The organism is Falsiroseomonas ponticola, assembly GCF_016805305.1.
In the GTDB taxonomy this organism is placed as follows: Bacteria; Pseudomonadota; Alphaproteobacteria; order Acetobacterales; family Acetobacteraceae; genus Falsiroseomonas; species Falsiroseomonas ponticola.
Genome location: NZ_JAERQN010000006.1, coordinates 286,138 through 311,391 on the forward strand (window position 1 = coordinate 286,138; position 25,254 = coordinate 311,391).

27 protein-coding genes are annotated in these 25,254 nt (G+C 72.9%); 10 read left to right on the forward strand and 17 right to left on the reverse strand.

The features are described 5' to 3' along the window. Positions 1-6: 6 nt before the first annotated feature. Positions 7-426, reverse strand: coding sequence for an Hpt domain-containing protein (locus JJI54_RS19195; RefSeq protein ID WP_226381927.1), 420 nt, complete (start codon positions 424-426; stop codon positions 7-9). Between the two features lie 2 nt (positions 427-428). Further along, positions 429-1,385 (reverse strand): glycosyltransferase family 2 protein, encoded by a 957-nt coding sequence (locus JJI54_RS19200; protein WP_203074662.1) that lies wholly within the window; start codon positions 1,383-1,385, stop codon positions 429-431. Between the two features lie 305 nt (positions 1,386-1,690). On the opposite strand from JJI54_RS19200, the gene JJI54_RS19205 reads away from it, so the two are divergent. Beyond that, positions 1,691-2,806, forward strand: coding sequence for a glycosyltransferase (locus JJI54_RS19205; RefSeq protein WP_203074663.1), 1,116 nt, complete (start codon positions 1,691-1,693; stop codon positions 2,804-2,806). Between the two features lie 2 nt (positions 2,807-2,808). On the opposite strand, the gene JJI54_RS19210 is transcribed toward JJI54_RS19205, so the two are convergent. From JJI54_RS19210 to JJI54_RS19240, 7 genes are all read right to left on the reverse strand, one after another. Beyond that, positions 2,809-3,483 (reverse strand): lipid-binding SYLF domain-containing protein, encoded by a 675-nt coding sequence (locus tag JJI54_RS19210; protein WP_203074664.1) that lies wholly within the window; start codon positions 3,481-3,483, stop codon positions 2,809-2,811. A gap of 127 nt (positions 3,484-3,610) precedes the next feature. Beyond that, positions 3,611-4,243 (reverse strand): histidine phosphatase family protein, encoded by a 633-nt coding sequence (locus JJI54_RS19215; RefSeq protein WP_203074665.1) that lies wholly within the window; start codon positions 4,241-4,243, stop codon positions 3,611-3,613. 42 nt (positions 4,244-4,285) lie between these two features. Next, entirely contained in the window at positions 4,286-5,572 is a 1,287-nt protein-coding gene (locus tag JJI54_RS19220; RefSeq protein WP_203074666.1) for a family 1 glycosylhydrolase, read from the reverse strand. 34 nt (positions 5,573-5,606) lie between these two features. After that, positions 5,607-6,413: an ABC transporter permease gene (locus tag JJI54_RS19225; protein WP_203074667.1), complete on the reverse strand. Its 807-nt coding sequence runs from the start codon at positions 6,411-6,413 to the stop codon at positions 5,607-5,609. Next, a complete protein-coding gene (locus JJI54_RS19230) occupies positions 6,410-7,198 on the reverse strand; it encodes an ABC transporter ATP-binding protein (protein WP_203074668.1) in 789 nt (262 codons plus the stop codon). Before JJI54_RS19230 ends, JJI54_RS19225 begins: the two co-directional genes overlap by 4 nt. 46 nt (positions 7,199-7,244) lie before the next feature. Then, positions 7,245-8,405 carry an EAL domain-containing protein gene (locus JJI54_RS19235; RefSeq protein ID WP_203074669.1) on the reverse strand — a complete coding sequence of 387 codons (1,161 nt, stop codon included), beginning with the start codon at positions 8,403-8,405 and terminating at the stop codon, positions 7,245-7,247. After that, positions 8,402-9,586: a hypothetical protein gene (locus tag JJI54_RS19240; protein ID WP_203074670.1), complete on the reverse strand. Its 1,185-nt coding sequence runs from the start codon at positions 9,584-9,586 to the stop codon at positions 8,402-8,404. The genes JJI54_RS19235 and JJI54_RS19240 overlap by 4 nt, the downstream gene beginning before the upstream one ends. 81 nt (positions 9,587-9,667) lie before the next feature. Between JJI54_RS19240 and JJI54_RS19245 the strand changes: the two genes are divergently transcribed. Together JJI54_RS19245 and rfaE1 are read left to right on the forward strand one after the other, a co-directional pair. Then, positions 9,668-10,381, forward strand: coding sequence for a metallophosphoesterase family protein (locus JJI54_RS19245; RefSeq protein ID WP_203074671.1), 714 nt, complete (start codon positions 9,668-9,670; stop codon positions 10,379-10,381). Between the two features lie 80 nt (positions 10,382-10,461). Further along, on the forward strand, positions 10,462-11,952 hold the full coding sequence (gene rfaE1, locus JJI54_RS19250; RefSeq protein WP_203074672.1) for a D-glycero-beta-D-manno-heptose-7-phosphate kinase: 1,491 nt from the start codon (positions 10,462-10,464) through the stop codon (positions 11,950-11,952). 169 nt (positions 11,953-12,121) lie between these two features. Here the strand turns inward: rfaE1 and JJI54_RS19255 are convergent, their stop codons facing one another. Beyond that, a complete protein-coding gene (locus JJI54_RS19255) occupies positions 12,122-12,595 on the reverse strand; it encodes an MmcB family DNA repair protein (protein WP_203074673.1) in 474 nt (157 codons plus the stop codon). 84 nt (positions 12,596-12,679) lie between these two features. Here JJI54_RS19255 and JJI54_RS19260 point away from each other — a divergent pair, with 84 nt between their 5' ends. Continuing rightward, positions 12,680-13,099: an Rrf2 family transcriptional regulator gene (locus tag JJI54_RS19260; RefSeq protein WP_203074674.1), complete on the forward strand. Its 420-nt coding sequence runs from the start codon at positions 12,680-12,682 to the stop codon at positions 13,097-13,099. On the opposite strand, the gene JJI54_RS19265 is transcribed toward JJI54_RS19260, so the two are convergent. Next, positions 13,087-13,950 carry an NUDIX hydrolase gene (locus JJI54_RS19265; RefSeq protein ID WP_203074675.1) on the reverse strand — a complete coding sequence of 288 codons (864 nt, stop codon included), beginning with the start codon at positions 13,948-13,950 and terminating at the stop codon, positions 13,087-13,089. The two genes, JJI54_RS19260 and JJI54_RS19265, sit on opposite strands and share 13 nt — an antisense overlap. A gap of 174 nt (positions 13,951-14,124) precedes the next feature. Here JJI54_RS19265 and JJI54_RS19270 point away from each other — a divergent pair, with 174 nt between their 5' ends. From JJI54_RS19270 to JJI54_RS19285, 4 genes are all read left to right on the forward strand, one after another. Then, a complete protein-coding gene (locus JJI54_RS19270) occupies positions 14,125-15,927 on the forward strand; it encodes an ABCB family ABC transporter ATP-binding protein/permease (RefSeq protein ID WP_203074743.1) in 1,803 nt (600 codons plus the stop codon). A gap of 78 nt (positions 15,928-16,005) precedes the next feature. Further along, positions 16,006-16,278 (forward strand): hypothetical protein, encoded by a 273-nt coding sequence (locus JJI54_RS19275; RefSeq protein ID WP_203074676.1) that lies wholly within the window; start codon positions 16,006-16,008, stop codon positions 16,276-16,278. A 134-nt stretch (positions 16,279-16,412) separates the two neighbouring features. Beyond that, on the forward strand, positions 16,413-16,712 hold the full coding sequence (gene rpmB, locus JJI54_RS19280) for a 50S ribosomal protein L28 (protein ID WP_203074677.1): 300 nt from the start codon (positions 16,413-16,415) through the stop codon (positions 16,710-16,712). Positions 16,713-16,916: 204 nt separating this feature from the next. Next, a complete protein-coding gene (locus JJI54_RS19285; RefSeq protein ID WP_203074678.1) occupies positions 16,917-17,702 on the forward strand; it encodes an ATP-binding protein in 786 nt (261 codons plus the stop codon). Here the strand turns inward: JJI54_RS19285 and JJI54_RS19290 are convergent, their stop codons facing one another. The 4 genes from JJI54_RS19290 to JJI54_RS19305 all read right to left on the reverse strand — a co-directional run bounded on the left by JJI54_RS19290 (position 17,703) and on the right by JJI54_RS19305 (position 22,281). After that, positions 17,703-18,659 (reverse strand): esterase-like activity of phytase family protein, encoded by a 957-nt coding sequence (locus tag JJI54_RS19290; RefSeq protein ID WP_203074679.1) that lies wholly within the window; start codon positions 18,657-18,659, stop codon positions 17,703-17,705. It lies immediately after the preceding gene. An 8-nt stretch (positions 18,660-18,667) separates the two neighbouring features. Further along, on the reverse strand, positions 18,668-20,536 hold the full coding sequence (cobT, locus tag JJI54_RS19295; RefSeq protein WP_203074680.1) for a cobaltochelatase subunit CobT: 1,869 nt from the start codon (positions 20,534-20,536) through the stop codon (positions 18,668-18,670). A 61-nt stretch (positions 20,537-20,597) separates the two neighbouring features. After that, positions 20,598-21,608: a cobaltochelatase subunit CobS gene (gene cobS / locus JJI54_RS19300; protein WP_203074744.1), complete on the reverse strand. Its 1,011-nt coding sequence runs from the start codon at positions 21,606-21,608 to the stop codon at positions 20,598-20,600. 61 nt (positions 21,609-21,669) lie between these two features. Continuing rightward, positions 21,670-22,281: a J domain-containing protein gene (locus JJI54_RS19305; protein ID WP_203074681.1), complete on the reverse strand. Its 612-nt coding sequence runs from the start codon at positions 22,279-22,281 to the stop codon at positions 21,670-21,672. A gap of 88 nt (positions 22,282-22,369) precedes the next feature. Between JJI54_RS19305 and JJI54_RS19310 the strand changes: the two genes are divergently transcribed. After that, positions 22,370-22,666: a BolA family protein gene (locus JJI54_RS19310; RefSeq protein WP_226381900.1), complete on the forward strand. Its 297-nt coding sequence runs from the start codon at positions 22,370-22,372 to the stop codon at positions 22,664-22,666. Between the two features lies 1 nt (position 22,667). Here JJI54_RS19310 and JJI54_RS19315 read toward each other — a convergent pair whose 3' ends face one another. Further along, complete coding sequence (locus JJI54_RS19315) at positions 22,668-23,246, reverse strand: DUF2889 domain-containing protein (protein WP_203074682.1); 579 nt, start codon at positions 23,244-23,246, stop codon at positions 22,668-22,670. 65 nt (positions 23,247-23,311) lie between these two features. Then, positions 23,312-25,057 (reverse strand): 3-dehydroquinate synthase, encoded by a 1,746-nt coding sequence (gene aroB / locus JJI54_RS19320; protein WP_318987536.1) that lies wholly within the window; start codon positions 25,055-25,057, stop codon positions 23,312-23,314. Positions 25,058-25,106: 49 nt separating this feature from the next. On the opposite strand from aroB, the gene JJI54_RS19325 reads away from it, so the two are divergent. Further along, entirely contained in the window at positions 25,107-25,253 is a 147-nt protein-coding gene (locus JJI54_RS19325; RefSeq protein WP_203074684.1) for a hypothetical protein, read from the forward strand. Position 25,254 lies beyond the last annotated feature (1 nt).

Consider the following 25,254-nt stretch of genomic DNA (forward strand, 5'->3'; position numbering starts at 1 on the left):
GGGGGGCTAGGCGGAACCGGGCGGGTTGTCGGCCAGCGCGGCCAGCTCGGCCAGCGCGGCGCGCGCCTCATGCTGCACATGCAGCGCGATGGTGCGGGGATCGACCTGCGCGCGATGATCCATGCCGAGCCGCGCGACATGTTCCAGCCGCCGCGCGCCCACCGCCGCCGCGGCGCCCGCCAGGCTGTGCGCGGCGCGGCGATAGCCATCCTGGTCGCCGCTGGCGACCGCGGCTTCCAGCTGCCGCGCCAGGCGGCCGAGGTCTTCCTCGAAGGTCCGCACGATGCGCACGAAATCCTCGAGCGGCAGTTCGGATGCCAGCTGGCCGGCAATGTCGGGGTCGATCGCGCTCACCTCGAACCTGTGGCACTCCGCGACGAGGCGGTCAACGACCTGCATGGCCGGGAAGGCGATGGCGCCCTGCATGGTCACGACCCCCGCGCTTCCAGCGCCGGCTGGCGGCCGCGCGCGCGGAACAGGTCCCAGGCGCCGGCGCGCGTGGCATCCCGCCGCGGCTGGCTGGCGAAGGCCGAAAGCCGCAGCAGCGCCGCCTGCACCCGCCGGCCCGCCAGCGCCGCGCCATCCGCATCCAGCGCCAGCTGGTTGCTGCGGCAGGCCCGCGGCGCATCCTCGTCCAGCAGCCGCGCGGGGGCGGCATAGGCTTCCGCCACCTGGCGGCGGGATGCGCGGCGCATCAGCGCCTCATGCCCATCCGGGTCCACCACCCGCACCAGCTTGTCCGACAGCGCCTGGGGCAGGCAGCCCACCGGGCCGCAGGCGGCCAGGTGCAGCCACAGATCCCAATCCTCCGCCCGGCGGAGCTGTTCGTTGAAGCCGCCCACCGCGCGCAGCAGCGCCGTGCTGGCCATGACGGTGGAGGTCGCGACCACCGGCTCCGCATAGATCTGCGCCTGCGCGTCGCGGTCCAGCACGAAGCCTTCCCGCCGCATGGCGTGGCGGGCGGCGAAGGCGGCGCAACGGGCCAGGCCCCCGGCCAGGCTCGCGCCATCCTCCGCGAAGCGGCGATGATCGGTGAAGGAGAAGGCGAGGTCCGGATACAGCCGGTGCATCTCCAGCTGCGCCGCCAGCTTGCCCCGGCGCCAGCGGTCATCCGCATCCAGGAAGGCCACCAGCGGCGCCTGCGCGGCCGCGATCCCCGTGTTGCGCGCCGCGGCCGGCCCCTCCCCGGCCGAGACCAGCGGCCGGATGCGCCGGTCGGACCGCGCGATGCCGCGCAGATAGTCCGCCGTGCCATCCGTCGATCCGTCATCGACCACGAGGATCTCGATATCCGCCCGCCCGCCGATGGAGGCGATGGCGCCGGGCAGCCAGCGGATCGCGTTGCGGGCGGGGATGATGACGCTGAGCCTGGGGGTTACGGACACGGGCGCCTCTCGAACTGCATCGGGCGGTCCGGGAGGGGGCCGCCTGCAGGGAGGGAGTGCAGGGGGCGTGCCGGAGGGTTGCGTTGCAGAATGCGAGTGGCCCGGGGGGAGCGCTGCTCCCCCCGATACCCCCCTCGCCAGGGTCCAGGGGGACCCTGGACCGCCGGATTTTGGTGCCAGATCAATCTGATGGCGGTTCGGCGCTGGTTGAAGGGGCCTTGGGAAGGCAGCGCCTTCCCCAGCGGCACGCCTCCTGCAACGCCCCGCCCGGCGCAGCCCCCCACCGCGCCCGAGGAGTCCGAACCATGCCGTTCGACGCCATGCCCGAGGGCCCCACCACCGCCCCCGCCCCCCTGCTCTACGTCCTGCCCGCGAAATGCGAGGCCGCCGCCGAGATCGCCAGCCTCCGCCGCCTCGGCCTGACCGTCATCCCCTTCCTGGCGGGGGAGGAAGCCATGCCCGCGCCCCTGCCGCGCAACCCCCTCGCCCTGGCCCGGGCCACCAGGCTGGCCTTCGCCAGCGGCGACCTGCCGGCGCGGGACGCGCTGCGCCAGGGTGCGCGCATCGCCGCGGCCTTCCAGGCCTGGGGCTGCGGCGCCATCCATGTCGCCGCCGGCGATGCCGCCGCCACCGCCGCGCTGGTGGGCGCCAGGCTCGCCGGCGCGCCGGTCTCCCTGGCCCCCGCGGCGCTGGATGCGCCGGGCCTCGGGGCGAAGCTGCGCTCGGCGGACCTCCTCTTCGCCACCGGGGCGGCGATGGCCGACCAGTGCCGCGCCCTGGCGCCCGCCACGCCGCTCCGCCTGCTGCCGCCCGCCATCGCCTGCACCACGCCCTGGGCGGCGGGCGGGGCCGCGGCCCCGGATCGCAACGGCCGCCTGCTCTGCCTGGACCCGATGCGGGGCGGGGCCGGGGTGCCGATGCTGCTCGCGGCCCTGGCCAGCCTGCCGCCCGGCCTGCGGCCGGTGGTGGACCTGATCGGCAGCGGCCCGTTCTTCGATGCCTGGCGGGCGGAGGCGCTGGAACGCGGCGTCTCCGACCAGGCGCGCTTCCTCGGCGCGCGGGGCCCGGATTGGCTGGCGGCGGAGGCGCCGCGCTACCTCGGCTTCGTCGCCGCGGAGGGGTCGGTGGAGGATGCGCTGCGGGCCATGGCGCTGCGGCTTCCCGTCATCGGCCCCGCCACGGCGGGGATGCGGGAGGTGGTGGCCCCGGATGCCGGCCACCTGGTGCCGCCCGGCGATGCACGGGCCCTGGCGCGGGCGCTGCGCTGGCTGGCGATCCTGCCGGATGACCAGCGCCGCCTGATGGGCGAAGCCGGGCGGGACCGCGTGCTGGGCGGCCACACCATGGCGACGCGCGCCGCGGCGCTGGCCCAGGGCCTGGCGCCGCTGCTGGCGGGATCGGCGGCGCGGCTGGCCGCCTGACCCTATTGCCGGGCGCCGAAGCGCAGCAGCATGGCGCGCAGCGGGTCGGAGCCCGGGTTATGGGCCTCCATCGCCATCACGATCTGCCGGGCCGAATACTCCCGCCCGTAATAGGCCCGCGCCGATTCCGGCCGGTAGGAGAGGACGGAGCCCGAGAGCGAGATGCCCGCGAAAAGGCCGCGGGACCGCGCCACGGCCACGATATCCGCCCCCGCCGCCGCCGTGGTGCTGCCCTGGATGCCGCCGCCGATCGTCGCCAGCGCGACGGAAGCGTCGGCGCCGATCTTGAACTGGCTGTCCATCACGGCGCCGAGGCCGCGATCCGTCATGATCATCATGATGACCATGGCGTCCTGCACGCCGATCTGCAGCCCGACGCTGCCCGACCCCACCGTGTAGAAGGCGGGCGAGGACCAGGAGCCGGCGCCATCGCGCCCCACCAGCACGCAGGACCCGCCCTCTCCGCCGAGGATGAAGCCGGCGCGGAACAGCCGGGGGCAGACCATCACGGCGCGGGACCGGCGCAGGAAGTTCAGGGCATCCGCCGTGTTCTCCCCGGTGGACATCAGCTCCTGGACCGCGAGCGTCGCGCGATCGACCAGGGCCTGCTCCTCCTGCTGCGCGGCCGCGGGCAGCGCGATGAGCAGGCTGAGTGCCACGATGATGCCACGGAGCATGAACGACCTCCTGCAACCCTATGAGGGTTCAGCTTCTACCCGTCCGCGACTCGGGTGTCCAAGGGCAAGCTGTGGCGGCCCGAGGGTGTTTTGATGGCGGGGGCCAAGCCGCCGCGGGCGTGAGCAGCTACGCTGCCACGGGCGTGAACGGCTCCTCGTTCACCGCCGCCACCCGCCACGCCTCCCCCTGCTTCTCCAGCCGGGTCAGGGACAGGTTCTTGATGGAGAAGATCAGCGCCTGGTGCGGCGTCAGCCCCATGGCATGGGCGATGGAGGCGCGGATCGACCCGCCATGCGCGACGATCACGATATCGCCGCCCGGCGTCTCCGCCGCCAGCCGCTCCAGCACCGGCGCCACGCGCTCCACCATCTCGGCGAAGGATTCGCCGCCGGGCGGCTTCTCCTCCGCCGCATGCGGCCAGAAGGGGTGGGGCTTGTGGCGGATCTTCTCCGCGAAGGCCTCATGCGACAGCCCCTGCCATTCGCCGAGGTGCTGTTCCGCCAGGTCCGGCTCCGTCTGCAAGGGCGCTTCCGGGTAGCCGGCGGCGAAGATCGCGGCGGCGGTGGCGCGGGTGCGGGACAGGTTCGTCACCACCCAGCGCGCCCCCACGGGCAGCCGCGCCGCCAGCCAGCGATAGGACAGCGCCTCCTGCCGCAGGGCCAGGTCGCAGAGCGCGACATCCATGCTGCCATAGATCAGCGCGCGGGCCGAAGGCTCGACCAGCGCATGCCGGACGAGGAAGATGCGGGTGTTCGTCACGGCGCCGGGTCTAGCGCCGCGGCCGGCGCGCCGGAAGGCCCCTTACCGCGCGCGCCGCCGCGCCTGCCCCACCCAATAGGCCTCCGGCAGCCCGTCCACCTGGTGCGCGCTCGGCATCACCACCGGCACCTGGAGGCAGAGCGACTGCGCCGGCAGCACGTCCCGCCACTGCTCCACCAGCCGCTTGAAGGCGCGGCCCACGGGGCGGATCTTCCGGTCGAGGTCATAGAGCCCGACGGGATCGACATGCCCGTTCTCCTCCCGCAGCGCGGTGTTCCAGTCCACCTGGTCGGTCAGCGAATACCAGGTGAAGCCCACCACCGGCACGCCGTCATTCCGCACGCGCAGCACATTGGCCCATTGCTTCCACAGCCAGCGTTCCGCCTCGCCATCGCCCTCGTCGCGGATGTTGGTCTCGGTGTGCATCACCGGCAGCGCGTAGCGGTCATGGTACTGGTGCGTCAGCACCGCATAGCCGAAGACCTCGCCCGAGGCGCGCGTCGCGCCATCCGGCATCACCAGGTGCTCATTCGTCCAGTAGTAGTCGTTGCCCATGATGCAGTGGCGCTTCAGCGGGCTGTGGCTCAGAAAGAAATGGTACTCCTCCCGCGTCATGCCGTTGTCCATCAGGTATTCGTACATCCCGCTGTCGACGCGCCTTCCGTAGTTGAGGTCGAGCGACAGGAAGCGTTCCTGGTTGCGCATCTCCGCCGGCCCGATGGCGGCGGGGCTTTCGGCGTGGAAATACTCCGTGCTCTCGGACTGGATGAAGATCGCGTCGGGCCGCACCGCGAGGATCGCGCGCATCGCCAGCACATTGGCGGCCACGATGTGCTTCAGCGCCGTGACGAAGCTGCGATCCGTCGCCAGCTGTTCGTTCCACCAGCCATAGCGCGCGGAGAAGAGCGCGCAGATGTACATCTCATTCACCGGCGTATAGAGCTGCACCCAGGGAAAGCGCCGCGCGAAGGCGCCCGCGTAATCCGCGAAGAGGTTCGGGAAATCCGGATTCTGGAAATCCCCGATCCAGTCCGGCACGCCGAAATGGCAGAGATCGACGATCGGCACGATGTCGCGCCGGTGCAATTCGCCGAAGGTCTGGTCGGCGAAGTCCCAATCGTGCCGGCCCGGGCCGAGCAGCGTGGTGTGCAGCGGCGGGCCGTAGCGCAGGAAGGACAGCCCCATCTCCTGCACCAGCGCGAAATCCTCCCGCCACCGCGCGTAATGGCCGCAGCGCGCCATCTCATCCACCCGCACCGTGCCGCCCTTGATGCGGGGGATGCTGTTCTCGATGCCGGTGGCGAAGATGAAGGCGGGGGGCGTGCTCATCCAGGCGCAACGCCGCACCGCGCTTCCGGTTGAGTTATTCCCCGATGCTGAGCAGCGCGCCCCTCTCCCGCGCCGCCTGGAACTGCCGCAGGAACAGCGCGACCGCCCCCGCCAGCCACACCAGGTTGAGCCCGAAGGCCGCCGCCAGGTGGCCCCAGGCGATGGTGCCCTCCAGCAGCACGCCGCGCATGCCCTCGAACACATGCGCCGCCGGCACCATCAGCGCGATGGGCTGCAGCCAGCCCGGCAGGACGGAGACGGGGTAGAACACCGCGGCGAAGGGCGTCAGGCCGAACAGCACGGACCACGCCAGCGGCTCCGCCCCCGCGCCATGCCGCAGGATCAGCGCGGTGACGCCCAGCGCGACGGCCCAGCCCATCATCATCAGCCCCGCGAAGAACAGCACGATCACGGGCCCCACCGTCCACAGCCCGAAGCCGTACAGCACCCAGGCCAGCCCGATCGCCGGCAGCACGCCCGCCAGCATGCGCAGCACGCTCATCGCGACCAGCCCCGCCACCAGTTCCATCGGCCGCAAGGGGCTCACGAAGACATGGCCGAGGTTGCGGGACCACACCTCCTCCAGGAAGGAGATGGCGAAGCCCATCTGGCTGCGGATCGCGACCTCCCACAGCAGCACGCCGCCCAGCAGCACCCCCGCCGCGACGCTCGCGACGTTGTTCTGCACGCCGGCGAGGTAGGCCGTGACGAAGCCCCACACCACCATCTGCAGCACCGGCCAATAGGCCAGCTCCAGCAGCCGCGGCCAGGACCGGCGATAGAGCGCCAGGTGCCGGTACATCAGCCCCCAGACCCGCCGCGCGGAGGATGCCCCGCTCATGCCGCACGCTCCGCCGAATCATCCGCGCGGCCCGCCGCGACCCCGCGCTCCCGCGCGATGTCGAGAAAGACCTCCTCCAGGTCGTCCCGCCCGTAGCGTTCCAGCAGCGCCGCCGGGCTGCCCCGGTCCACCACGCGGCCCGCGCGCAGCACCAGCACCTCCGCGCACAACCGCTCGACCTCCGCCATGTTGTGGCTGGCCAGCAGGATCGCGCAGCCGCTCTCCGCCCCGTAGCGTTCCAGCCAGGACCGCACCCAGTCGCCCGTATCGGGGTCGAGGCTCGCCGTCGGCTCGTCCAGCAGCAGCAGGTCCGGCCGGTTCACCAGCGACTTCGCGAGTGCCACCCGCGTCTTCTGCCCCGCGGAGAGCTCCCCCGCCGGCCGGTTCAGCAATGGCGTGAGTTGCAACTGCTCCGCCAGCTCCTCGATCCGCCGGCGCGGCTGGGCCACGCCGTAGAGATGCGCGTACACCATCAGGTTCTCGGCCACGGAAAGCCGGTGCGGCAGCGCGACATAGGGGGAGGAGAAGTTCATCCGCGCCAGCGCCGCGAAGCGGTCCACCGCCATGTCGTGCCCCAGCGCCAGGATGCGCCCGGAACTCGGCACCAGCAGGCCGAGCAGCATGGCGATGGTGGTCGTCTTCCCCGCGCCATTGCCCCCCAGCAGCCCCCAGGTGGTGCCGCGCGGCAGGGTGAAGGACAGGTCATCGACCGCCGCGGGCCGGTCCGGCCGGTAGCGCTTGGTCAGCCCCTGCACCAGCAGGGCCGCGTCATTCGTGGAAGCCATCCCGGGGATATGCGCGGCCCGCCCGCCAGGGCAAGCGCGGGCGCCATCACAGCCCGCGCCGGCGCTTCTCCACCAGCGGGCCCTGGAAGCGGCGGATGCCGACCTCCCACCCCCAGGCGATGGCGGCGGCGCGATCGACGCCCACCAGCACCACCGCCTCCGGCCCCTGCCCATCCGCCAGGAAACTGGCCAGGCCGGGCGGCATCGTCATCGGCAATTCCGGTGACCAGCTGAGCCGCACCATGTCCACGCCCAGCTGCGCCACCGGCAGCACCGCCAGCAGCCCGGCCGGCGCATCGTCCAGCGCCAGGCGGTAGCCGCGCGGCCGCGCCAGGTCCCGCGCGGCGATGAAGCCGGCGGGGTCCGCCAGCACATCGGCCGGGCGGAAGCCGATGGTGATCTCCCGCCGCCGCCCCGCCGGCAGGCCGGCATCGAAGCGGTCGAAGGCCGGGCTGGCCAGCGTCGCCGGCGTCAGCGGCAGGCCGACGGGCTTCCAGGCCACCTGCGCCGCGGGCCGGCCGATCTCGGCCAGCATCCGCGCCTCCGCCAGCCTTGCCAGGCGGCGGCGCAGCGCCGCGGCGGCGGCCGTATCGGCCCCTTCCAGCACCAGCGCGGACAGGGCCGGCCAGGCGATGCGCCGGTCCTCCCACAGCGGTTCCGCCGGCGCGCCCTCGGGGTCCATGCGGCAGACGGTCTGCCGCGCCGTCACCGGGTCCAGGTCCGCCCGTGCCAGCGCCCGCTCCGCCGCCGCCACCTGGGCGGAGGTCACGGGCGGCCGCGCCGGGCCCGGATCGGGCTCCTCCGGCGCCGGATCGAGGCCGAGGCTCTCCGCCGCCGCCGCCAGCACCTGCGCCGCGGCTTCCGGCAGCCGCAGGCTGCGCACGGCGTCCTGCGCCGCCGCCTCCAGCGTCCTTGCCAGGGCCAGGCGGGTGGTTTCCAGCGCCAGGGCGGGCGGCGGCGCCACCGCCACCACATCGCCATTCGGCAGGTCGAAGACGCGGGTTCGCGCGCCGGACAGCGCCGGCCACAGCGCATCCCGCAGCATCCGCTGGTGGTGCGGCCGCCGCATGGTGGGCGAAAGCCCCGCCATGCGCAGGTGCAGCACGTCCCGCGACGCATTCGCCGCCACCGTCTCCCGCACGAAGGCGGCCAGGTCGGCCGCGGCGCGGATGGCGGCGGGGCGGCGATCGCCCTCCAGCGCGCTCACGCCGCCGGGCTCAGCACGGGCGCCGGGGGCCGGCGCGGCGGCGGGGCGGGCGGCACCAGGGGCGCGGCAGCCGCGGCCGCCAGGCCGGGCGCGGCCAGCGCCGCCGCCAGGGCCGGCGCGGGTTCGATCCGCGTGATGCCGAGCCGCAGCGCCCAGCCCAGCGCATCGGCATCCCGCACCCCGGCCAGGACCAGCCGCGCCGGGTCGATCCGGCGCAGCGCGGCGTGGCAGGCCGGCGCCAGCACCGCCTCGCTCCATTGCAGGCGCAGCAGGTCGGCGGGCAGCGTCTCCGGCGCCAGCAGGCCGAGCACGGGCGCCGTCAGCCCATCCACCTCCAGCAGCCAGCCCATGCCGGCCAGCACCTCCCGCCGCGCGGCCAGGGCGCGGGGATCCGCCGCTTCCTCCAGCGTCACGCTGGCGACCAGCATGCCCCCGCCCCGCCCCCCGGCATCCTTGCCGGTCAGGGAGGCCGGCGGCACCGGCAGGTGCAGCGGGCCCGGCAGCCTTTCCCCGATCAGCGCGCCGCGCTGGGAGGGATCCCCCACCGCGCGCAGCAGCCGCGCCGCGATGGCCCGCGCCGCATGCTCCAGCAGGTCCCGGTCCTGCCCCAGCACGCCCATCTGCCGGGCCAGCGCGTCCCGCGCGACATCCAGCCGCAGGAAGGCCGGCTTCGGCGCGGCATCCCCCGCCGCCAGCCGGTAGCCGAGATGGCGGGAGACCACGCCCTCCAGCGGCAGGCGCCGCAGCCAGTCATCGAGCCCGGCGAGGTCCGGCCCCGCCGCCGCCGGCTCCGCCAGCGCGTCGCGGCCCGCGGCATAGTCCAGCAGCGCCGGCGCATCGCGCTCCAGCGACCACAGGCCGGTGACGGGCGCGCCCAGCAGCCGGTCGAGCAGCGCGCGAAGCCGTTCCGCCCGCGCCGCCTCCGCCCCCACCAGCAGCAGGTCCCCGCCCGGCCCTTCCGCCACCGTGCCGCCGGCCGCCAGCGCGCCTTCCTGCAGCAGGGCCTTGGCCACCCGCCGCCGGTGCGCCGGCAGGTCCCGCACGCGCAGCACCACCCGGCCCGCGGCCGCGCGCAGCGCATCGCGCATGACCACCGGCAGCGGCGGCCCCGCCACGGGACCCCCCGCCGGAAGCGGGGGCAGGCCGCCGGCCGGCGCCGCGGGCACCGGATCGCGGAACATTGGACCTTCGGGCATGTTGATGCGACCAGAGGGGAACCGGAGGGCGACGCGCGCCCCCCGTCGCGCTAGGTTCCCCCGGCCATGCTTACGGAATCCTTAGCGCCGGGCCGGCTCCCCCCCGGCCAGCGCATCTACGCGATCGGCGATCCCCATGGCTGCGCCCAGCGGCTGGAGGCGCTGCACGACCGCATCGCGGAACACCTGCTGGACCACCCGGCGGAACAGGCCACGCTCATCCACCTCGGCGACTATGTGGATCGCGGCCCGGACAGCGCGGCGGTGATCGACCTGCTGCTGGGCCCGCCGCCGCTGCACGGCCTCAGGGTGGTGAACCTGGTCGGCAACCACGAACAGATGATGCTGGCCGCCCTGGCGCCCACCGCGCCGGACGCGGTGCTGGGCTTCTGGCTGGACAATGGCGGCGCCGCGACGCTGGACAGCTACGGCCTTTCCCCCCGCGACCCCGGCGAGTGGGACGGCATCCCGGAGGAGCACCTGGCCTTCCTGCGCGCCTGCCGGCCGAGCCATGCCGCGGGCGGCTACTTCTTCGCCCATGCCGGCATCCGGCCGGAGGTGCCGCTGGCGGCGCAGGATGTCATGGACCTCACCTGGATCCGCGAGCCCTTCCTCTCCTGGCGCGGCGCCATGCCGGCGGTGGTGGTGCATGGCCATACCCCCTGCAAGGCGCCCGAGATCCGCGGCCACCGCATCGGCATCGATACGGGCGCCGTCTTCGGCGGCCCGCTGACCTGCGCGGTGCTGGAGGATGACCGGATCGGCTTCCTGCTGGCATGACCCGGGGGCGGCACGACTTTATGGCCCATCCGCGCGGGCGCGCCTTGCGCCCCATGGCGCGATTGGGGTAGGGCGATTGCATGCAAGGCCCCGCGCCCGCCGACCTGCCGACCCCCGAGATCCCCGTCGGTGACCTGACCGAGGCGGTGCGCCTGCTGAAGCGCGCCTCCGTCCTCGTCGTCGGCGACGCCATGCTCGACCGCTACGTCTATGGCCAGGTCCAGCGCGTGAGCCCGGAGGCCCCCGTGGCCGTGCTGGCGGTGGAACGCGAACTCGCCATGCCCGGCGGCGCGGGCAATGTGGTCCGCAACCTGACCGCGCTCGGCGCCGCCGTCGCCTTCGTCTCCGTCGTCGGCGACGACCAGGCGGGCAGCGACCTGACCGGGCTGATCGGCGGCCAGCCGAATGTCGAGCCCTGGCTGCTGGTCCAGGGCGGCCGCGCCACCACCACCAAGACCCGCTTCATCGCCGCCGGCCAGCAGCTGCTGCGCGCGGACCATGAGATGGCGGGGCCGATCAACAGCCGGCTGGCGGACCGCATGGTGCGCATCGCCGCCGATGCGGTGGCCGCCACCACCGTGATGGTGCTGTCCGACTACCAGAAGGGCGTGTTGGCGGGCGACGTCGCCCAGCGCCTGATCGCCGCCGCCCGCGCCGCCGGCCGCCGCGTGGTGGTGGACCCGAAGGGCGTGGACTATGCCCGCTACGCCGGCGCCGACATGGTCACGCCGAACCGCGCGGAACTGGCGCTGGCCACCGGCATGCCGGTGGAGTCCGAGGACTCGATCGTCGCCGCCGCCCAGCACCTTCGCGCCACCCATGGCTTCGGCGCCGTGCTGGTGACGCGGAGCGAGGATGGGATGACCCTGGTCGATGGCCAGGGCGTCCGCCACTTCCCGGCCGAGGCGCCGGAGGTGCATGACGTCTCCGGCGCCGGGGACACCGTCGTCGCCGTGGTGGCCGCGGGGCTGGCCGCCGGCCTCACCGCCCCCGTCGCCGCGCGGCTGGCCAACATCGCGGCCGGCATCGTGGTGGGCAAGGTCGGCACCGCCGTGGCCCGCGAAAGCGACCTGGCGGAGGCGCTGACGCCGGAACGCGGCGCGCTGCGCAAGGTCGTCTCCCGCGCCCAGGCGATCGAGCAGGTGGAGCGCTGGCGCCGCCGCGGCTACCGCATCGGCTTCACCAATGGCTGCTTCGACCTGCTGCATCCCGGCCATGTCCACCTGCTGGAACAGGCGCGGTCCTGGTGCGACCGCCTGGTGGTCGGGCTGAACGCCGATACCAGCGTGAAGCGCCTGAAGGGCGAGACCCGGCCCATCCAGGGCGAGGCCGCGCGCGCCGCCGTCCTCGCCTCCGTCTCCTCCGTCGATCTCGTCAGCGTGTTCGAGGAGGATACGCCGGTCGAGCTGATCAAGCTGCTGCGCCCCGACGTGCTGGTGAAGGGCGCCGACTACACGGTGGAGACGGTGGTGGGCAGCGACCTCGTCATGGAATGGGGCGGCGCGGTGCGGCTGGCGCAGCTGCTGCCGGGGCAGAGCACCACGGCGACCGTGGCGCGCATCCGCGGCTGAACGCCGGTTCCGCTGGCCTTTCGGCGGATGTTCCTGGTATGGTCCTTCTGCCACGGGCCGATCCATGCCCGGCCGGGCGTCGCCACCCACCACCCTGCGAAAAACGCGACTAAAGGCGCATAAGCCGGCTAATCGGCTAAAGCGGGTTAGTGGCTCAAAAGCCACGGTATCACTCCACCAGCAGCGCCGCCCGCATCTCCGCCAGCCCCGCCGGGTCCTGCAGCGCGGCCAGGCGCCCCGCCGCCGTCACGGCATAGCGATGCAGCAGGGCGCGCCGCCGCGCGGGCGCGAGCGGATGGGCCGGCGCCTCCCGCACCAGCGCCGCCTCCCGCCCCTCCACCACCAGCAGGCCTGCATCCGCCGGCAGCAGCTCCACGGGGAAGTCGAGGTCCACGGCGAAGTAGAGCAGGTCGCAATAGTCGCGGTATTCCGGCCACTTGCCGTCGCTGAGGAAATCCCGCGCGCAGGACTTCACCTCCACCACCGCGAAGCGGCCATCGGGCAGCAGCGCCAGGATATCGGCCCGTCGGCCATTCGGCAGCGGCATCTCCCGCACCGGCGCCCAGCCCCGCATGCCGCAGAACAGGCTGGCGGCACGGCAGACGGCGAAGGTGCGTTCGGGAACCGTGATCGGGGCGGCCATGCCCTATGTTCGGTCTTCGTTCACGCAACAGTCAATCCATTGGCAGCATGCGGAACCGGAAAGGCTGCGGTGCGTGATGCAGGCATGGTCGCAACACGGTTTGCCGTCGCCATCCACATCCTCCTTCTGCTCGCCACGGAACCCGGCGGGCAGGCCACCAGCGGCCGCCTGGCCGAAAGCGTGGGCACCAACCCGGTGGTCATCCGAAGGCTGGCCGGGCAGCTCGCCCGCGCCGGGCTGATCCGCATCCGCCGCGGCCCCGGCGGCGCGGAACTCGCCCGCCCGGCGGGGGAGATCACGCTGGCCGATATCTGGCAGGCCATGCGCCGCAACGGCCTGCCGCTGCTGCCGGTGCACCGCGCCCCCAACCGCGCCGACGCGGTCGGCCGCGGCGCCCCCGCCCTGCTGCGGGAGGTCTTCGACGCCGCCGAGACGGCGCTGGAGACGCGGCTCGCCGGCGTGACGGTCGATGACCTCCGGCAGCGTCTCGCTCAAGCCACCTGATCGAGCCCGGCGCGCAGCGCCGCCGCCCCCGGCGCGGCGGGGTCGATCAGGCCGTGGCGCAGGAAGAAGTCGATCAGCACCAGGTTCACGTTGAACTTCACCTGCTCCGTCTCCGCGACCGCGCGCATCACCGCCTCCACCGGCAGCAGCTCGAAGCGCTCCACCTCGTCGTCATGGGGGGTGGGGACGAAGCCCTCGGGCAGCTCCAGGTCGTAGCAATGCAGCACGTCCCGCCGCAGCCCCTCCGCCGTCGCCATGATGTAGGAGACGCGGCCCGCGAAGGCCGCCCGCCCCGCCAGCTCCGGCGGGATGGAGGCTTCCTCCGCCGCTTCCTTCACGAGGCACTCGGCGGGGGAGAGCCCGGCCGGGATGCCGCCGGCGACGACATTGTCCATCTGCCCCGGCGCCACCGGCTTGGTGCGGGACCGCCACCCCACCCAGAGGTGAAGGCCCGTGGCGCGCCGGACGAAGCCGTTCACATGCACGCCCTGGGACATGATGCCGAAGGCCGGCAGCGCGCCGCGGTCCATCTGCGCCAAGGCGGGGCCATCGGGCGTGGCCCGCACGTCGAAGGCCTCCCCCCGCAGGGTCAGGTGGCCGCGCCCGGCCAGGCCCTTGGCCGCGGTGGCCAGCGCCTCGCTCCGCGCTCCCGGCGCCCGCAGCCGCCCGGCCAGCGCCACGCCGCGATCGTCGAAATGGAACTCCCGCGGATAGAAGGCCAGCGCCCGCGCCAGCTCCGCGCCAAGCCAGCCCACCTGCTCCTCCCCGATCCGGAAGCGGATGAGGTGGGAGGGGGAGGCGATGTTGTTGCAGGCGGCGATGTGCCGCTCGAAGGGGGCGAGCATGTCCATGCGCGCCAGTAGCGCGCGCCGCGACGCCCCTGTAGTGCGCGCCGCGCATGGCACGGAAGCCCAACTGCCGGTTTGCGCGGCGTGCGCGAGGCCCCAATTAGGGAAGCAACGCGCCTCCGGAGCCCCTGCGTGCAGAAGAATATCCCCAGCGAGCGCAGCCACCTGCGCACGCTGATGACCATGGCCCCCTATCTCTGGCCGCCGGGCGAGCCCGGGCTGCGCGCGCGCGTCGTCATCAGCCTGGCGCTGCTGGTCTTCGCCAAGGCGGCCAATGTGCTGGTCCCCATCGCCTTCGCCCGCGCCGTCGATGCCCTGGCCCCGCAGGCCGGGGCGGCGGGCACGGTGGCGGCGGTGCCGATCGCGCTGGTGCTGGGCTACGGGCTGATGCGCATCACCAGCAGCGGCTTCAACGAGTTGCGGGACGCGATCTTCGCCCGCGTCCAGGGCCGCGCCACGCGGCGCATCGCACTCCAGGTCTTCCAGCACCTGCACGCGCTGTCGCTGCGCTTCCACCTCGATCGCCAGACCGGCGGCCTGTCCCGCGTGCTGGAACGCGGCACGCGCGGCATGACCTTCGTGCTGGACTTCCTGCTGTTCAACATCATCCCGACGATCTTCGAGATCCTGCTGGTCTCCCTGATCCTCTGGGGGATGTTCGACGTGACCTTCACCGTTGTCATCCTGGCCACCGTCGGCGTCTACATCGCCTATACGCTGCTGTTCACGGAATGGCGGCTGCGCTTCCGCCGCGCGATGAACGAGACGGACACCGAGGCCAATACCCGGGCCATCGACAGCCTGCTGAACTACGAGACGGTCAAGTATTTCGGCAACGAGGCGCATGAGGCCCGGCGCTACGACGGCAGCCTGGAGCGCTACGAAAAGGCCTATGTGCGTTCCGAGGTCAGCCTCAACGGCCTCAATTTCGGCCAGCAGGCGATCATCGGGCTCGGCCTGACCATCGTCATGCTGATGGCGGCGGGGCGCGTGGCCGGCGGGGGGATGAGCGTCGGCGACTTCGTGCTGGTCAACACCTACATGATCCAGCTCTTCCAGCCGCTGAACATCCTGGGTTTCGCCTATCGCGAGATCAAGCAGGGCCTGACGGACATGGAGGCCATGTTCCGCCTGATGCGGGAGGAGCGTGAGGTCGCCGACAAGCCCGGCGCGCCGCCGCTTGCCGTCACCCAGGGGGAGATCCGCTTCGAGGAGGTGCGCTTCGGCTACCGGCCCGACCGGCAGATCCTGAAGGGCGTCAGCTTCACCGTGGCCCCGGGCCGGACGCTGGCCATCGTCGGCCCGACCGGCGCCGGCAAATCCACCATCAGCCGCCTGCTCTTCCGCTTCTACGACGCGACCAGCGGCCGGGTGGTGATCGACGGGCAGGATGTGCGGGACGTGGCGCAGGACAGCGTCCGCGCCGCCATCGGCGTGGTGCCGCAGGACACGGTGCTGTTCAACGACACCATCCGCTACAACATCGCCTATGGCCGCCCCGGCGCCAGCCAGGCGGAGGTGGAGGCGGCCGCCCGGCTCGCGCAGGTGCATGATTTCGTCCTCCGCCTGCCCGATGGCTACGACACCAAGGTGGGGGAACGCGGCCTGAAGCTCTCGGGCGGCGAGAAGCAGCGCGTGGCCATCGCGCGCACCCTGCTGAAGGATCCCCGCCTCCTCATCCTGGATGAGGCGACGAGTGCGCTCGATACGCGGACGGAGCAGGACATCCAGGCCGCGCTGCGGGATGCCGCGCGCGGGCGCACCACGCTGGTCATCGCCCATCGCCTGTCCACCGTGGTCGATGCGGATGAGATCCTGGTGCTGCAGGACGGCCAGGTGGCGGAACGCGGGTCCCACGCCCAGCTGATCGCCGCCGATGGCCTCTACGCCGCCATGTGGCGCCGCCAGTCGGAAGCGGTGGCGGCGGCGGAAGCCGCGGCGGCCGCCCAGGCGGCGGCGGAGCTTGCCGAACCCGCCTGAGCCATCCACCCGCCGGCCCGGGGCTTCCCTCGGGCCGAGTCCCTGCCTATGTCCCGGATCATTCAAGGAAACCGCCGCATGCAGTTCGACCCCCAGGGCGTGGCCCCGGAAGACCTCAGCCACGCCGGTTCGGTGGTCGACAAGGCCATCGAATACATGATCGAGCAGGGCATCGCGCCGATCTCCATCGCCTCCGCCCTGCTGGGCGGGGCGCTTGGCATGCTGTCGCGCAGCATGGATGACCGGGCGGTGGCGGGCGTGCTGCGCAGCGCGCTGGCCTCGGTGGAGGCGGGGGAGCTGGCGGAGATGCGCCGCGCGGCCGGCACGCCGCCGCATGCGGCCAATCTCTAGCCGCACCGCCTGACTCAGTCTTGACGCCGCGGGGCCTATCCGCGATATGGCCCCCTCTCCGGACCACTCCGCGTGCGGCAGCCTGGCCACTCCGTCCCAGGCCCCCGCGCGCGCGCTTTCTCGGGATACATGTCATGGCCCGCCGCTGCGGAATCACCGGCAAGGGCGTGCTGACGGGCAACAACGTCAGCCACGCCAACAACAAGACCCGGCGCCGCTTCCTGCCGAACCTGCAGGAAACGTCGTTCTTCTCCGACATCCTCGGCACGCCGGTGCGCATGCGCCTGTCCGTGAACGGGATCCGGACCGTGGAGCATAATGGCGGCTTCGACGCCTTCCTGCTCAACACGCCGAACCGCGACCTGCCGGTCGAGGCCCAGGTGCTGAAGCGCCGCCTGGCCCGCGCCCAGGCGAAGAAGACCGCCGCCGCCTGAGCGGGGATGGCGCGGCCCCCGGGCCGCGCCCTTTAAGGCCTGTACGGCGCCCTTGACGGCGCCGCGACGGCCGCGGGACTGGTTCGCCGCGGGCGTGATCACGAAAGCGTCAAGTCACTTTGACGTTTTTACATGACATGCCCCGGTCACAGGCTTCCAACGTTTACCGTTTGGAAACCGATACAGGCCCACTGTCGCCGGGCGATGACGCCCGAGTCCCTCCTTCCGATCGTCCTTCTGCTGGTCGCCGCGGCGATTGCCGCGGCCCTGCGGGTTCGGTCCATCCTGATCGACGCGCGAAACCGCGTCGCGGCCTCCGAACGGCTGGCCGCCGCGCGGGGCCGTTGCCTCTCCCTCGCCGCGCAGGAACTGCGCGGGCCCGGCCTCGCGCTGATGGCCCAGGCGGCGCAGATGGTCCCCGGCCCGCGGCGGGAGGGGGAGGAGACCCCCCTGGAAGGCGTCGCCCAGCAGCTGCTGCGCCTGGCCGATGACCTGGCCGATTTCGCCACCGAACCCTCCCCCCGCACGCTGCATGAGGCGCCGGCCCTGCTCGGCCCCGTGGTGGATGCGGCGATCGCCGCCGTGGCGGCGCAGATCCGCCCCGGCCGCCGCCACTGGCAGATCGACCCCGGCCTGCGCAGCCTGACGGTGAAGGCGGATCGCCGCGCGCTGGAAGGCGCGCTCGCCGCCCTGCTGCGCCGCGCCGCCCGCCATTCGCGGGATGGGGATGTGGTGGCGCTGCGCCATGTGCTGGGCGCGGAAACCGTCGCCATCGTCATCGAGGATGAGGGCGATGGCCTGCCGGCGCATGACATGGTGATGGACGCCGCCGGGCCCCTCGCCGGCACGCGGGGGCTGGACCTCGGCCTGACCCTGGCGCGGTCGCTGGCCGCGGCGCATGGTGGCGACATCCGGCTGGAAAGCGCGCCGGGCATCGGCGCCCGCGCCTGGCTCACCCTGCCGCGCGAACGCCTGCTGGAAGTCGCCTGATCAGGCCAGGAGTTCGAAGACCAGCAGCAGCGTCCGCTGCAGCCGGTTCTCATTGTCGTCGGAGATGATGGCCAGCAGCGTCCGGCCATCCCGCCGCAGCACCGCCAGCCCCTCGTAATTGTCGCTGGGCAGGGGGGAGGCCAGGCGCAGCAACTCCTCCCCCTGCAGCACCGCGCCGATGGCGGGATCCGCCAGCATCGCGGCCGGCACCCGGGCCAGCCGCCCGCTGAAGCCGCCGAAGATGGAGAAGCTGCGTTCCAGCACCAGCAGCGCGCCATCCGGCAGCGCCGCGGCATCCACCGGCAGCAGCCCGGCGCCGGGGCGATAGGCGATGGGCCGCCAGGCGCCCGGGCGGCCGATCCAGGCCGCGGTGATGCCGGGGTCGAGCCCCGGCGGGAATTCCTCCGCGATCGCGACCAGCCGGCCATCCGGCAGCACCGCCAGCGATTCGAGCCCCGCATTGGCCGGCGCCAGCTCCAGCCGCGGCGGCGCCTCCACATAGGTGCCGGGGGAGGTGAGGGTGCGATAGGCGCGGATGCGGTGCCAGCGTTCGAACCCCACCAGCCAGCTGCCATCCGGCAGGCGGGCCAGCGACTCCGCATCCCCGGCATGGCCGCGTTCCAGCGGCCGGCCGGCGCCGTCGCGCAGCGGCCCCGTGCGGATCAGGCTCAGCGCCGTCGGCCGCAGGCCCGCATCCAAGGCCAGGCGCATCTCCGCGAAGCGGCCGAGGTCCGACACCGCGGTCAGGGTCAGGTCCTCGGCCAGATGCAGGGCCGAGAGCCCGCCGAAGCCCAGCACCCTGGTGTCGATCTCGAGCCCGCCCAGCAGGCGCAGCGGCCCGCCCGACGGCCAGGCGGGCAGGTCCAGCGGCCGGCTGAGCGCCCCGGCCTCCGCCCCCGGCATGCAGCCGGAGAGCAGCGCCGCCGCGGCGGTCAGCAGGCCGCGGCGGGTGGCCATCGCTGGGGTCAGGCCACCAGCGCGGAACGCTCCGACGCCGCCCGCTGCCAGGCCATGGCCGCATCCTCGTCGAAGAGCTCGGCGAGCTTCTTCATCATGGTGCCGCCCAGCTCCTCGGCATCCACGATGGTCACGGCGCGGCGGTAGTAGCGCGTCACGTCATGGCCGATGCCGATGGCGATCAGCTCCACCGCCTCGCGCCCCTCGATCTCCCCGATCACCTTGCGCAGGTGGCGTTCCAGGTAGTTGCCGGGGTTCACCGACAGCGTGCTGTCATCGACCGGCGCACCGTCCGAGATCACCATCAGGATGCGGCGGTGTTCGCTGCGCTGGAGGAGCCGCTTGTAGGCCCATTCCAGCGCCTCGCCGTCGATGTTCTCCTTCAGCAGCCCCTCGCGCAGCATCAGGCCGAGATTCTTGCGCGCGCGGCGCCAGGGGGCATCGGCCGCCTTGTAGACGACGTGGCGAAGGTCGTTCAGGCGGCCCGGATTGCGCGGCTTGCCTTCCTGCACCCAGCGTTCGCGGCTCTGCCCGCCCTTCCAGGCGCGGGTGGTGAAGCCCAGGATCTCGGTCTTCACCGCGCAGCGTTCCAGCGTGCGCGCCAGGATGTCGCAGCACATGGCGGCAACCGTGATCGGCCGGCCGCGCATGGAGCCGGAATTGTCGATCAGCAGCGTCACGACCGTGTCGCGGAAATCGGCCTCGCGCTCCCGCTTGTAGGACAGCGAGAGCATCGGGTTCACCACCACGCGCGCGAGGCGCGCGACGTCCAGGATCCCCTCCTCCAGGTCGAATTCCCAGGCGCGCTGCTGCTGCGCCATCAGCCGGCGCTGCAGCCGGTTCGCGAGCTTGGAGACGACGCCCTGGAGGTGGGAGAGCTGCTGGTCGAGCTGCTGGCGGAGCCTGGCGAGTTCCTCCGCATCGCAGAGGTCCTCGGCGTCCACCACCTCGTCGAAGCTGCGGTTGTAGGCGCGGTAGGCGGAGGCGTCGTCGGTCTGCACGACCTCCTTCCGCTGCTGCGGGCCGCCCGGGCGGTCATCGCCCTCGGCGGCGGCGCCTTCCTCCTCGCCCTCCTCGGTCTCATCCTCGGCGGCGTCGCCCTGCATGGTCTCGGGCTGGGCGCCGAGCATGCTTTCCGTGTCCTGGGCCTGGGCCTCGCCCTCCCCGGACTGGTCCTGCTGGGAGGAGGTCTCGCCGCCCTCCCCTTCCTCCTCATCCTGCTCGGCCTCGGCCTCGACCTCGGCCTCCGCCAGGTCGAGCGCGGCGAGCAGCTTGCGGGCGGCCTTGCCGAAGGCGTCCTGGTTGCCCTGGGCGGCCGCCATTTCGGCGAGCGCGGCCTCGCCCTTCTCGCCCACGGAATCACGCCACAGGTCGAGCACGCGGCGCGCCGCGGCGGGGACGGGTTCGCCGGAGAGGCGTTCGCGCGCCAGCAGGCCCAGCGCCGCGGGCAGCGGCAGCTGGTCCTTCCGCGTCATGCGGTCATAGCCCTCGGCCTCGCATTGCTCGGCCAGGCGGGCGCGGAGATTGGCGGCGACGCCGGCCATGTGCTGGCTGCCCACGACCTCGACGCGGACATCCTCGAGCGCGTCGAAGACCTCCCGCGCCTCACGCCGCTGGGGCACGCGGGCGTTGTGCACGCCCTCGTCATGGTGGCGGAGCTTGAGGGCGATGGCATCCGCGGCGCCGCGGAGCTTCGCCATCTCGCTGGGCGGCAGGGCGCGCGTGGGCAGCGGCAGGCGGGCGCGCTTGCCGGCGAGGCCCGAGGGGCCGGGCTGGTAGGCGACCTGCACTTCCGGCACCTGCGCGATGGCGCGCAGCACCCCGGCGGTGGCCCGCTTGAACTCCTCCTGCCGGGTCTGGTCCTTGGTGTTCGCCATGGGGCTCCGCTCCGCCGTCAACGATCAGCCGGCCCGGGGCGCAGGCCCCGGGCCGTCAGCCTCACCCCGCCTTGCGGAGCAGGCTGCCGCTCGGCAGTTCCTCGTTGAAGCAGCGCTGGTAGTACTCGGCCACCGTGCCGCGCTCCGCCTCGTCGCATTTGTTGAGGAAGCTGAGGCGGAAGGCGAAGCCGACATCGCCGAAGATCCTGGCATTCTCGGCCCAGGTGATGACGGTGCGCGGCGACATGACGGTGCTGATGTCGCCGGCGATGAAGCCCGCGCGCGTCAGGTCCGCCAGCGCCACCATGGCTTCCGTCTGGCGGCGGGCCTTGGCGTCCTTCTCGTCCAGGCCGAGCTTGGCCATGACGATCTGCGTCTCCTGCGCATGCGGCAGGTAGTTCAGCGTCGCGACGATGTTCCAGCGGTCCATCTGGCCCTGGTTGATCTGCTGCGTGCCGTGATAGAGGCCCGTCGTGTCGCCGAGGCCGACGGTGTTGGCCGTGGCGAAGAGGCGGAAGCCGCGATGCGGGCGGATGACCTTGTTCTGGTCGAGCAGCGTGAGCTTGCCCTCCACCTCCAGCACGCGCTGGATCACGAACATCACGTCCGGCCGGCCGGCATCGTATTCGTCGAAGACCAGCGCGCAGGGGTGCTGCAGCGCCCAGGGCAGGATGCCTTCGCGGAATTCCGTGATCTGCTTGCCGTCCTGCAGCACGATCGCGTCCTTGCCGATCAGGTCGATGCGGCTGATGTGGCTGTCGAGGTTCACGCGGATGCAGGGCCAGTTCAGCCGCGCCGCCACCTGCTCGATATGCGTGGACTTGCCGGTGCCGTGGTAGCCCTGGACCATGACGCGCCGGTTGTGCGCGAAGCCGGCCAGGATCGCGAGCGTCGTCTCCCGGTCGAAGCGGTAGGAGGTATCGACCTCCGGCACATGTTCGGTGCGGAGCGAGAAGGCGGGGACCGTCAGGTCGCTGTCGATGCCGAAGACCTCGCGCACATTGACGCTGGTGTCAGGCATGTCGATGGCGGCGGTGGGGCGGCTCTCGGTAGGGGTGGCGACCTTGGTCATTTCCTGGTCCGGCTGTGGCATCGGGTTGATCCTAGGGCGATGGCGGCGGCGCGGCTACCCGTCAACCCGCCTTGGGGGTGGCGGGGGCGGCGCGGCCCGGCAGGGCGCGGCGCAGCAGGCTGTAGGCGCGGCTGATGTCCTTCAGCCGTTCCTCCCCCTGCCGGTCGCCGCCATTGGCGTCGGGATGGTAGCGCTTGGCGAGTTCCTTGTAGCGCGCGCGCAGGCTGACCGCGTCGATGGGCCAGGTCAGGCCGAGAACGTCGAGCGCGGCACGCAGTTCGGGCGGCGGCTCATCCGGCCGCGGCGCCCGGTTCCGCCGCTGCGCGTGCAGTGGCGTGTCCTTCAGCATCCCGAGCGGGTCGCGGAACATCTCCGGATGGTCGAAGGGATTGGCGCCGCCGAGGCGGCCGAGCGGCCAGGTCGGGCGCTGCCAGCCGGCATCGGCGCGGATGTTGGCCTCGATCTCCCCGGGCGCCATGCCTTTGTAGTAGTCCCAGGCGCGATTGTATTCGCGCACATGCTCCAGGCAGAACCAGCGGTATTCGTTCAGCGCGTTGCGGGCCCGGGGCGCGCGGAATCCGCCGGGTTCCGGGCAGCCCGGCGACTCGCAGGGCCGCACGGGCGTTTCCGGTTCCGCCGTTGCCAACCCGATGCGGTCGCCTCGTCGCGCCATGCGGGTCTTATGGTCGCCGCATCCCGGTCACGCAAGGCAACCCGGACATGCCTTGCGCGGGGCTTCCGCCGGCGGCAGGAAGCCCCACATGCAAGCCATGAACCCGCCGAACCGCGCCGCCCGCATCGAGGCCGCGATCCAGGGCGCCTTCGCCCCCGACGCCATCACCGTGCAGGACGACAGCGCGCTGCATGCCGGCCATGCCGGGGCGCGCCCGGGCGGGGAGACGCACTACACGCTGCGCATCGTGGCATCCGCCTTCGCCGGCCAGAACCGCGTCGCGCGGTCCCGCGCGGTGCATGAGGCGCTGGCGGCGGAATTTGCCACCGGGCTGCACGCGCTCTCGCTGAAGCTGCTGACGCCGGAGGAAGCGGCGAAGGGGTAGGCTACTCCTCCAGCGCCTGCCGGTGGCGCGCCACCACCGGGCTGTCCGGCGCATAGGCGAGGCAGGAGCCGATCGGCAGCTTGCGGGAGGAAGGCGGCACGGGCTGCCCCGCCGCCTTCGCCCGTTCCGCCGCCTCCCTCTCCCGCCGCCATTTCAACGGGCCGATGGTCTGGAAGGCGACGGTCGCCATCTGGGCCAGCACCTCCCGCAGATGGGTGCAGCCGAGGCTGCCGCCCACCCTCTCCTTCACCGCCCTGTTGAAGCCCAGGCCGATCGAAACCCCGGCCAATGCGGAAAAATTCGGCGCGGCGCCGGGGCAGACGGCATAGGGGGCGAAGTCGGTGGAGGCCTCGCAGGACCGGATCACCATGTCCTCCCCCACCACCAGGCGCAGCCACATGCCGTGCAGCGGCTCCCCCACCGGGATGGCGCCGCGGTCCATGTTCTCGAAGGCGTAGGTCTTGGTGTCCACCAGATGCGCCTCGATGTCGTAGAGGCCGTCGGCGCGCTGGAAACCCTGCATCTCGATCGTCCGGGTATGGATCAGGCGGCGATCGGTCTCGGGCTCGGATAGCGGCATGGGGGGTTCCCGGGGGGCTATGGTGCAGTGCGGGAAAGCCTAGCCCCCCAAGCGCGGGGTGTCGCCTATTCCGCGCAGCCCTCATCCCGCAGCAGGGTCTGGACGGCCAGGGGCGCGACATCGCTGGTGGTGAAGCAGTCGCCCGGCGCGCGCAGCAGGATGAAGCGCATCGTCCCCTCCCGCGCCTTCTTGTCCTTGCGCATGCGGCCCATCAGCGCCTCCGCCGAGAAGCGCCGGCCGAGGTCCCCGATGCGGGCGGGCAGCCCGACCTCCTGCAGGTGGGAGATCACGCGGCCGGGCAATTCCTGGCTGCAATGGCCGAGCCTGGCCGAGAGCGACGCGGCGAGGCCGAGGCCGACCGCGACGGCCTCCCCATGCAGCAGCTCGCCCCCATAGCCGCATTCGGCTTCGAGGGCATGGCCGAAGGTGTGGCCGAGGTTGAGCAGCGCGCGGCCGCCCTCCTCGCTCTCCTCCCGCTCATCCGCCGCGACCACGGCCGATTTCAGGCGGCAGGATTCCATCACGGCATGGGCCAGCGCGGCCGGGTCCCCGGCCACGGCGCGGGCACCCTCCGCCTCGCACCAGGCCCATAGCTCGCCCTGCAGCAGGCCGTGCTTCGCCACCTCCGCATAGCCGGCGCGGAGTTCGCGGGGCGGCAGGGTGCCGAGCACGCCGGTATCGGCCAGCACCAGGCGCGGCTGGTGGAAGGCGCCGACCAGGTTCTTGCCCAGGCCGAGATTGATGCCGGTCTTGCCACCCACCGAGCTGTCCACCTGGGCCAGCAGCGTGGTGGGTATCTGGATGAAGGTCAGCCCGCGCAGCGCGATGGCGGCGGCGAAGCCGGCCAGATCCCCCACCACGCCGCCGCCCAGCGCCACCACCGCGGTGCGGCGGTCGGCGCCCGCGGCCAGCGCGGCTTCGACCACGGATTGCAGCCGGGGAAATGATTTGCTCGCCTCCCCGGGCGGCACGGTGATGGCGGCGACGACGGCGACGCCGGCCTCCGCCAGCCCTTCCGTCAGGGTGGGCAGGTGCAGCGCGGCCACCGTCTCATCCGTGATGACGACGACGCGCCGCGCCGGCAGCACGGGGGCGATCAGCGCGCCGGCGCGCGCCACCAGCCCCTCGCCCACCAGGATGTCATAGGCGCGGTCGCCGAGCCGGACCGGCAGGCGGGAGGGGTCGCGATGCGCGGCGATCGCCTCCATCACCTTCCGCGTGGTGGTCTCGGGTGGTTCGTCTGTGCAGTCCACGATCACGGGGGCCTCGGCGAAGGTCGGGTGGCGCGCGGTCATCAGGCGCTCCAGCACCTCACGCGGGTCCTTGTTCAGGAAGAGGGGCCGGTGCTCCCGCCCCGCCACCCGCCGCAGCAGGGTGGGCAGGGAACAGCGCAGCCAGACCGCCACGGCGCCGGAAGCCGCCACCGCGGCGCGCGTGCGGGCATCGGAGAAGGCGCCCCCGCCGGTGGCCAGCACCAGGGGCGGCCCGGCCAGCAGGCGCGCGATCACGCGGCGCTCCCCGTCCCTGAAATGCGGCTCCCCGTATCGCGTGAAGATCTCGGTGATCGGCAGGCCGGCGGCGGCCTCGATCTCGGTATCCGCATCCACGAAGGGCAGGCCGAGCCGGGTGGCGAGCCGGCGGCCGATGGAGGATTTCCCGGCCCCCGGCATGCCGACCAGCACGATGCTGCGAGCGGCGACCGGGTGGGGGGAAGGGCGCGCGGCTTCCTCCACGCCGAAGGGCGCGGGGGTGGCCAGGGGGGCGCTGGCATCGGGGAGCGGCCAGGCCGGAAGGGCGGTGTTGCGTGACACGATGCGCAAGGCTAGCACAGCCCGGCCCGCGCGAGGATCCGCCCGACCGATGTTCCGCCACCCCATCCTGCTGCTGGTCGTGCTGCTGTTCGGGGTGGTCGTGCTCGGGCTGCTGGCGATCGGCGCCTTCCCGCCCACCGTGACGCCGCAGCCGGTGGAGCGGACCGTGCCGGCGGAGCGCTTCGGCACCCGCTGAG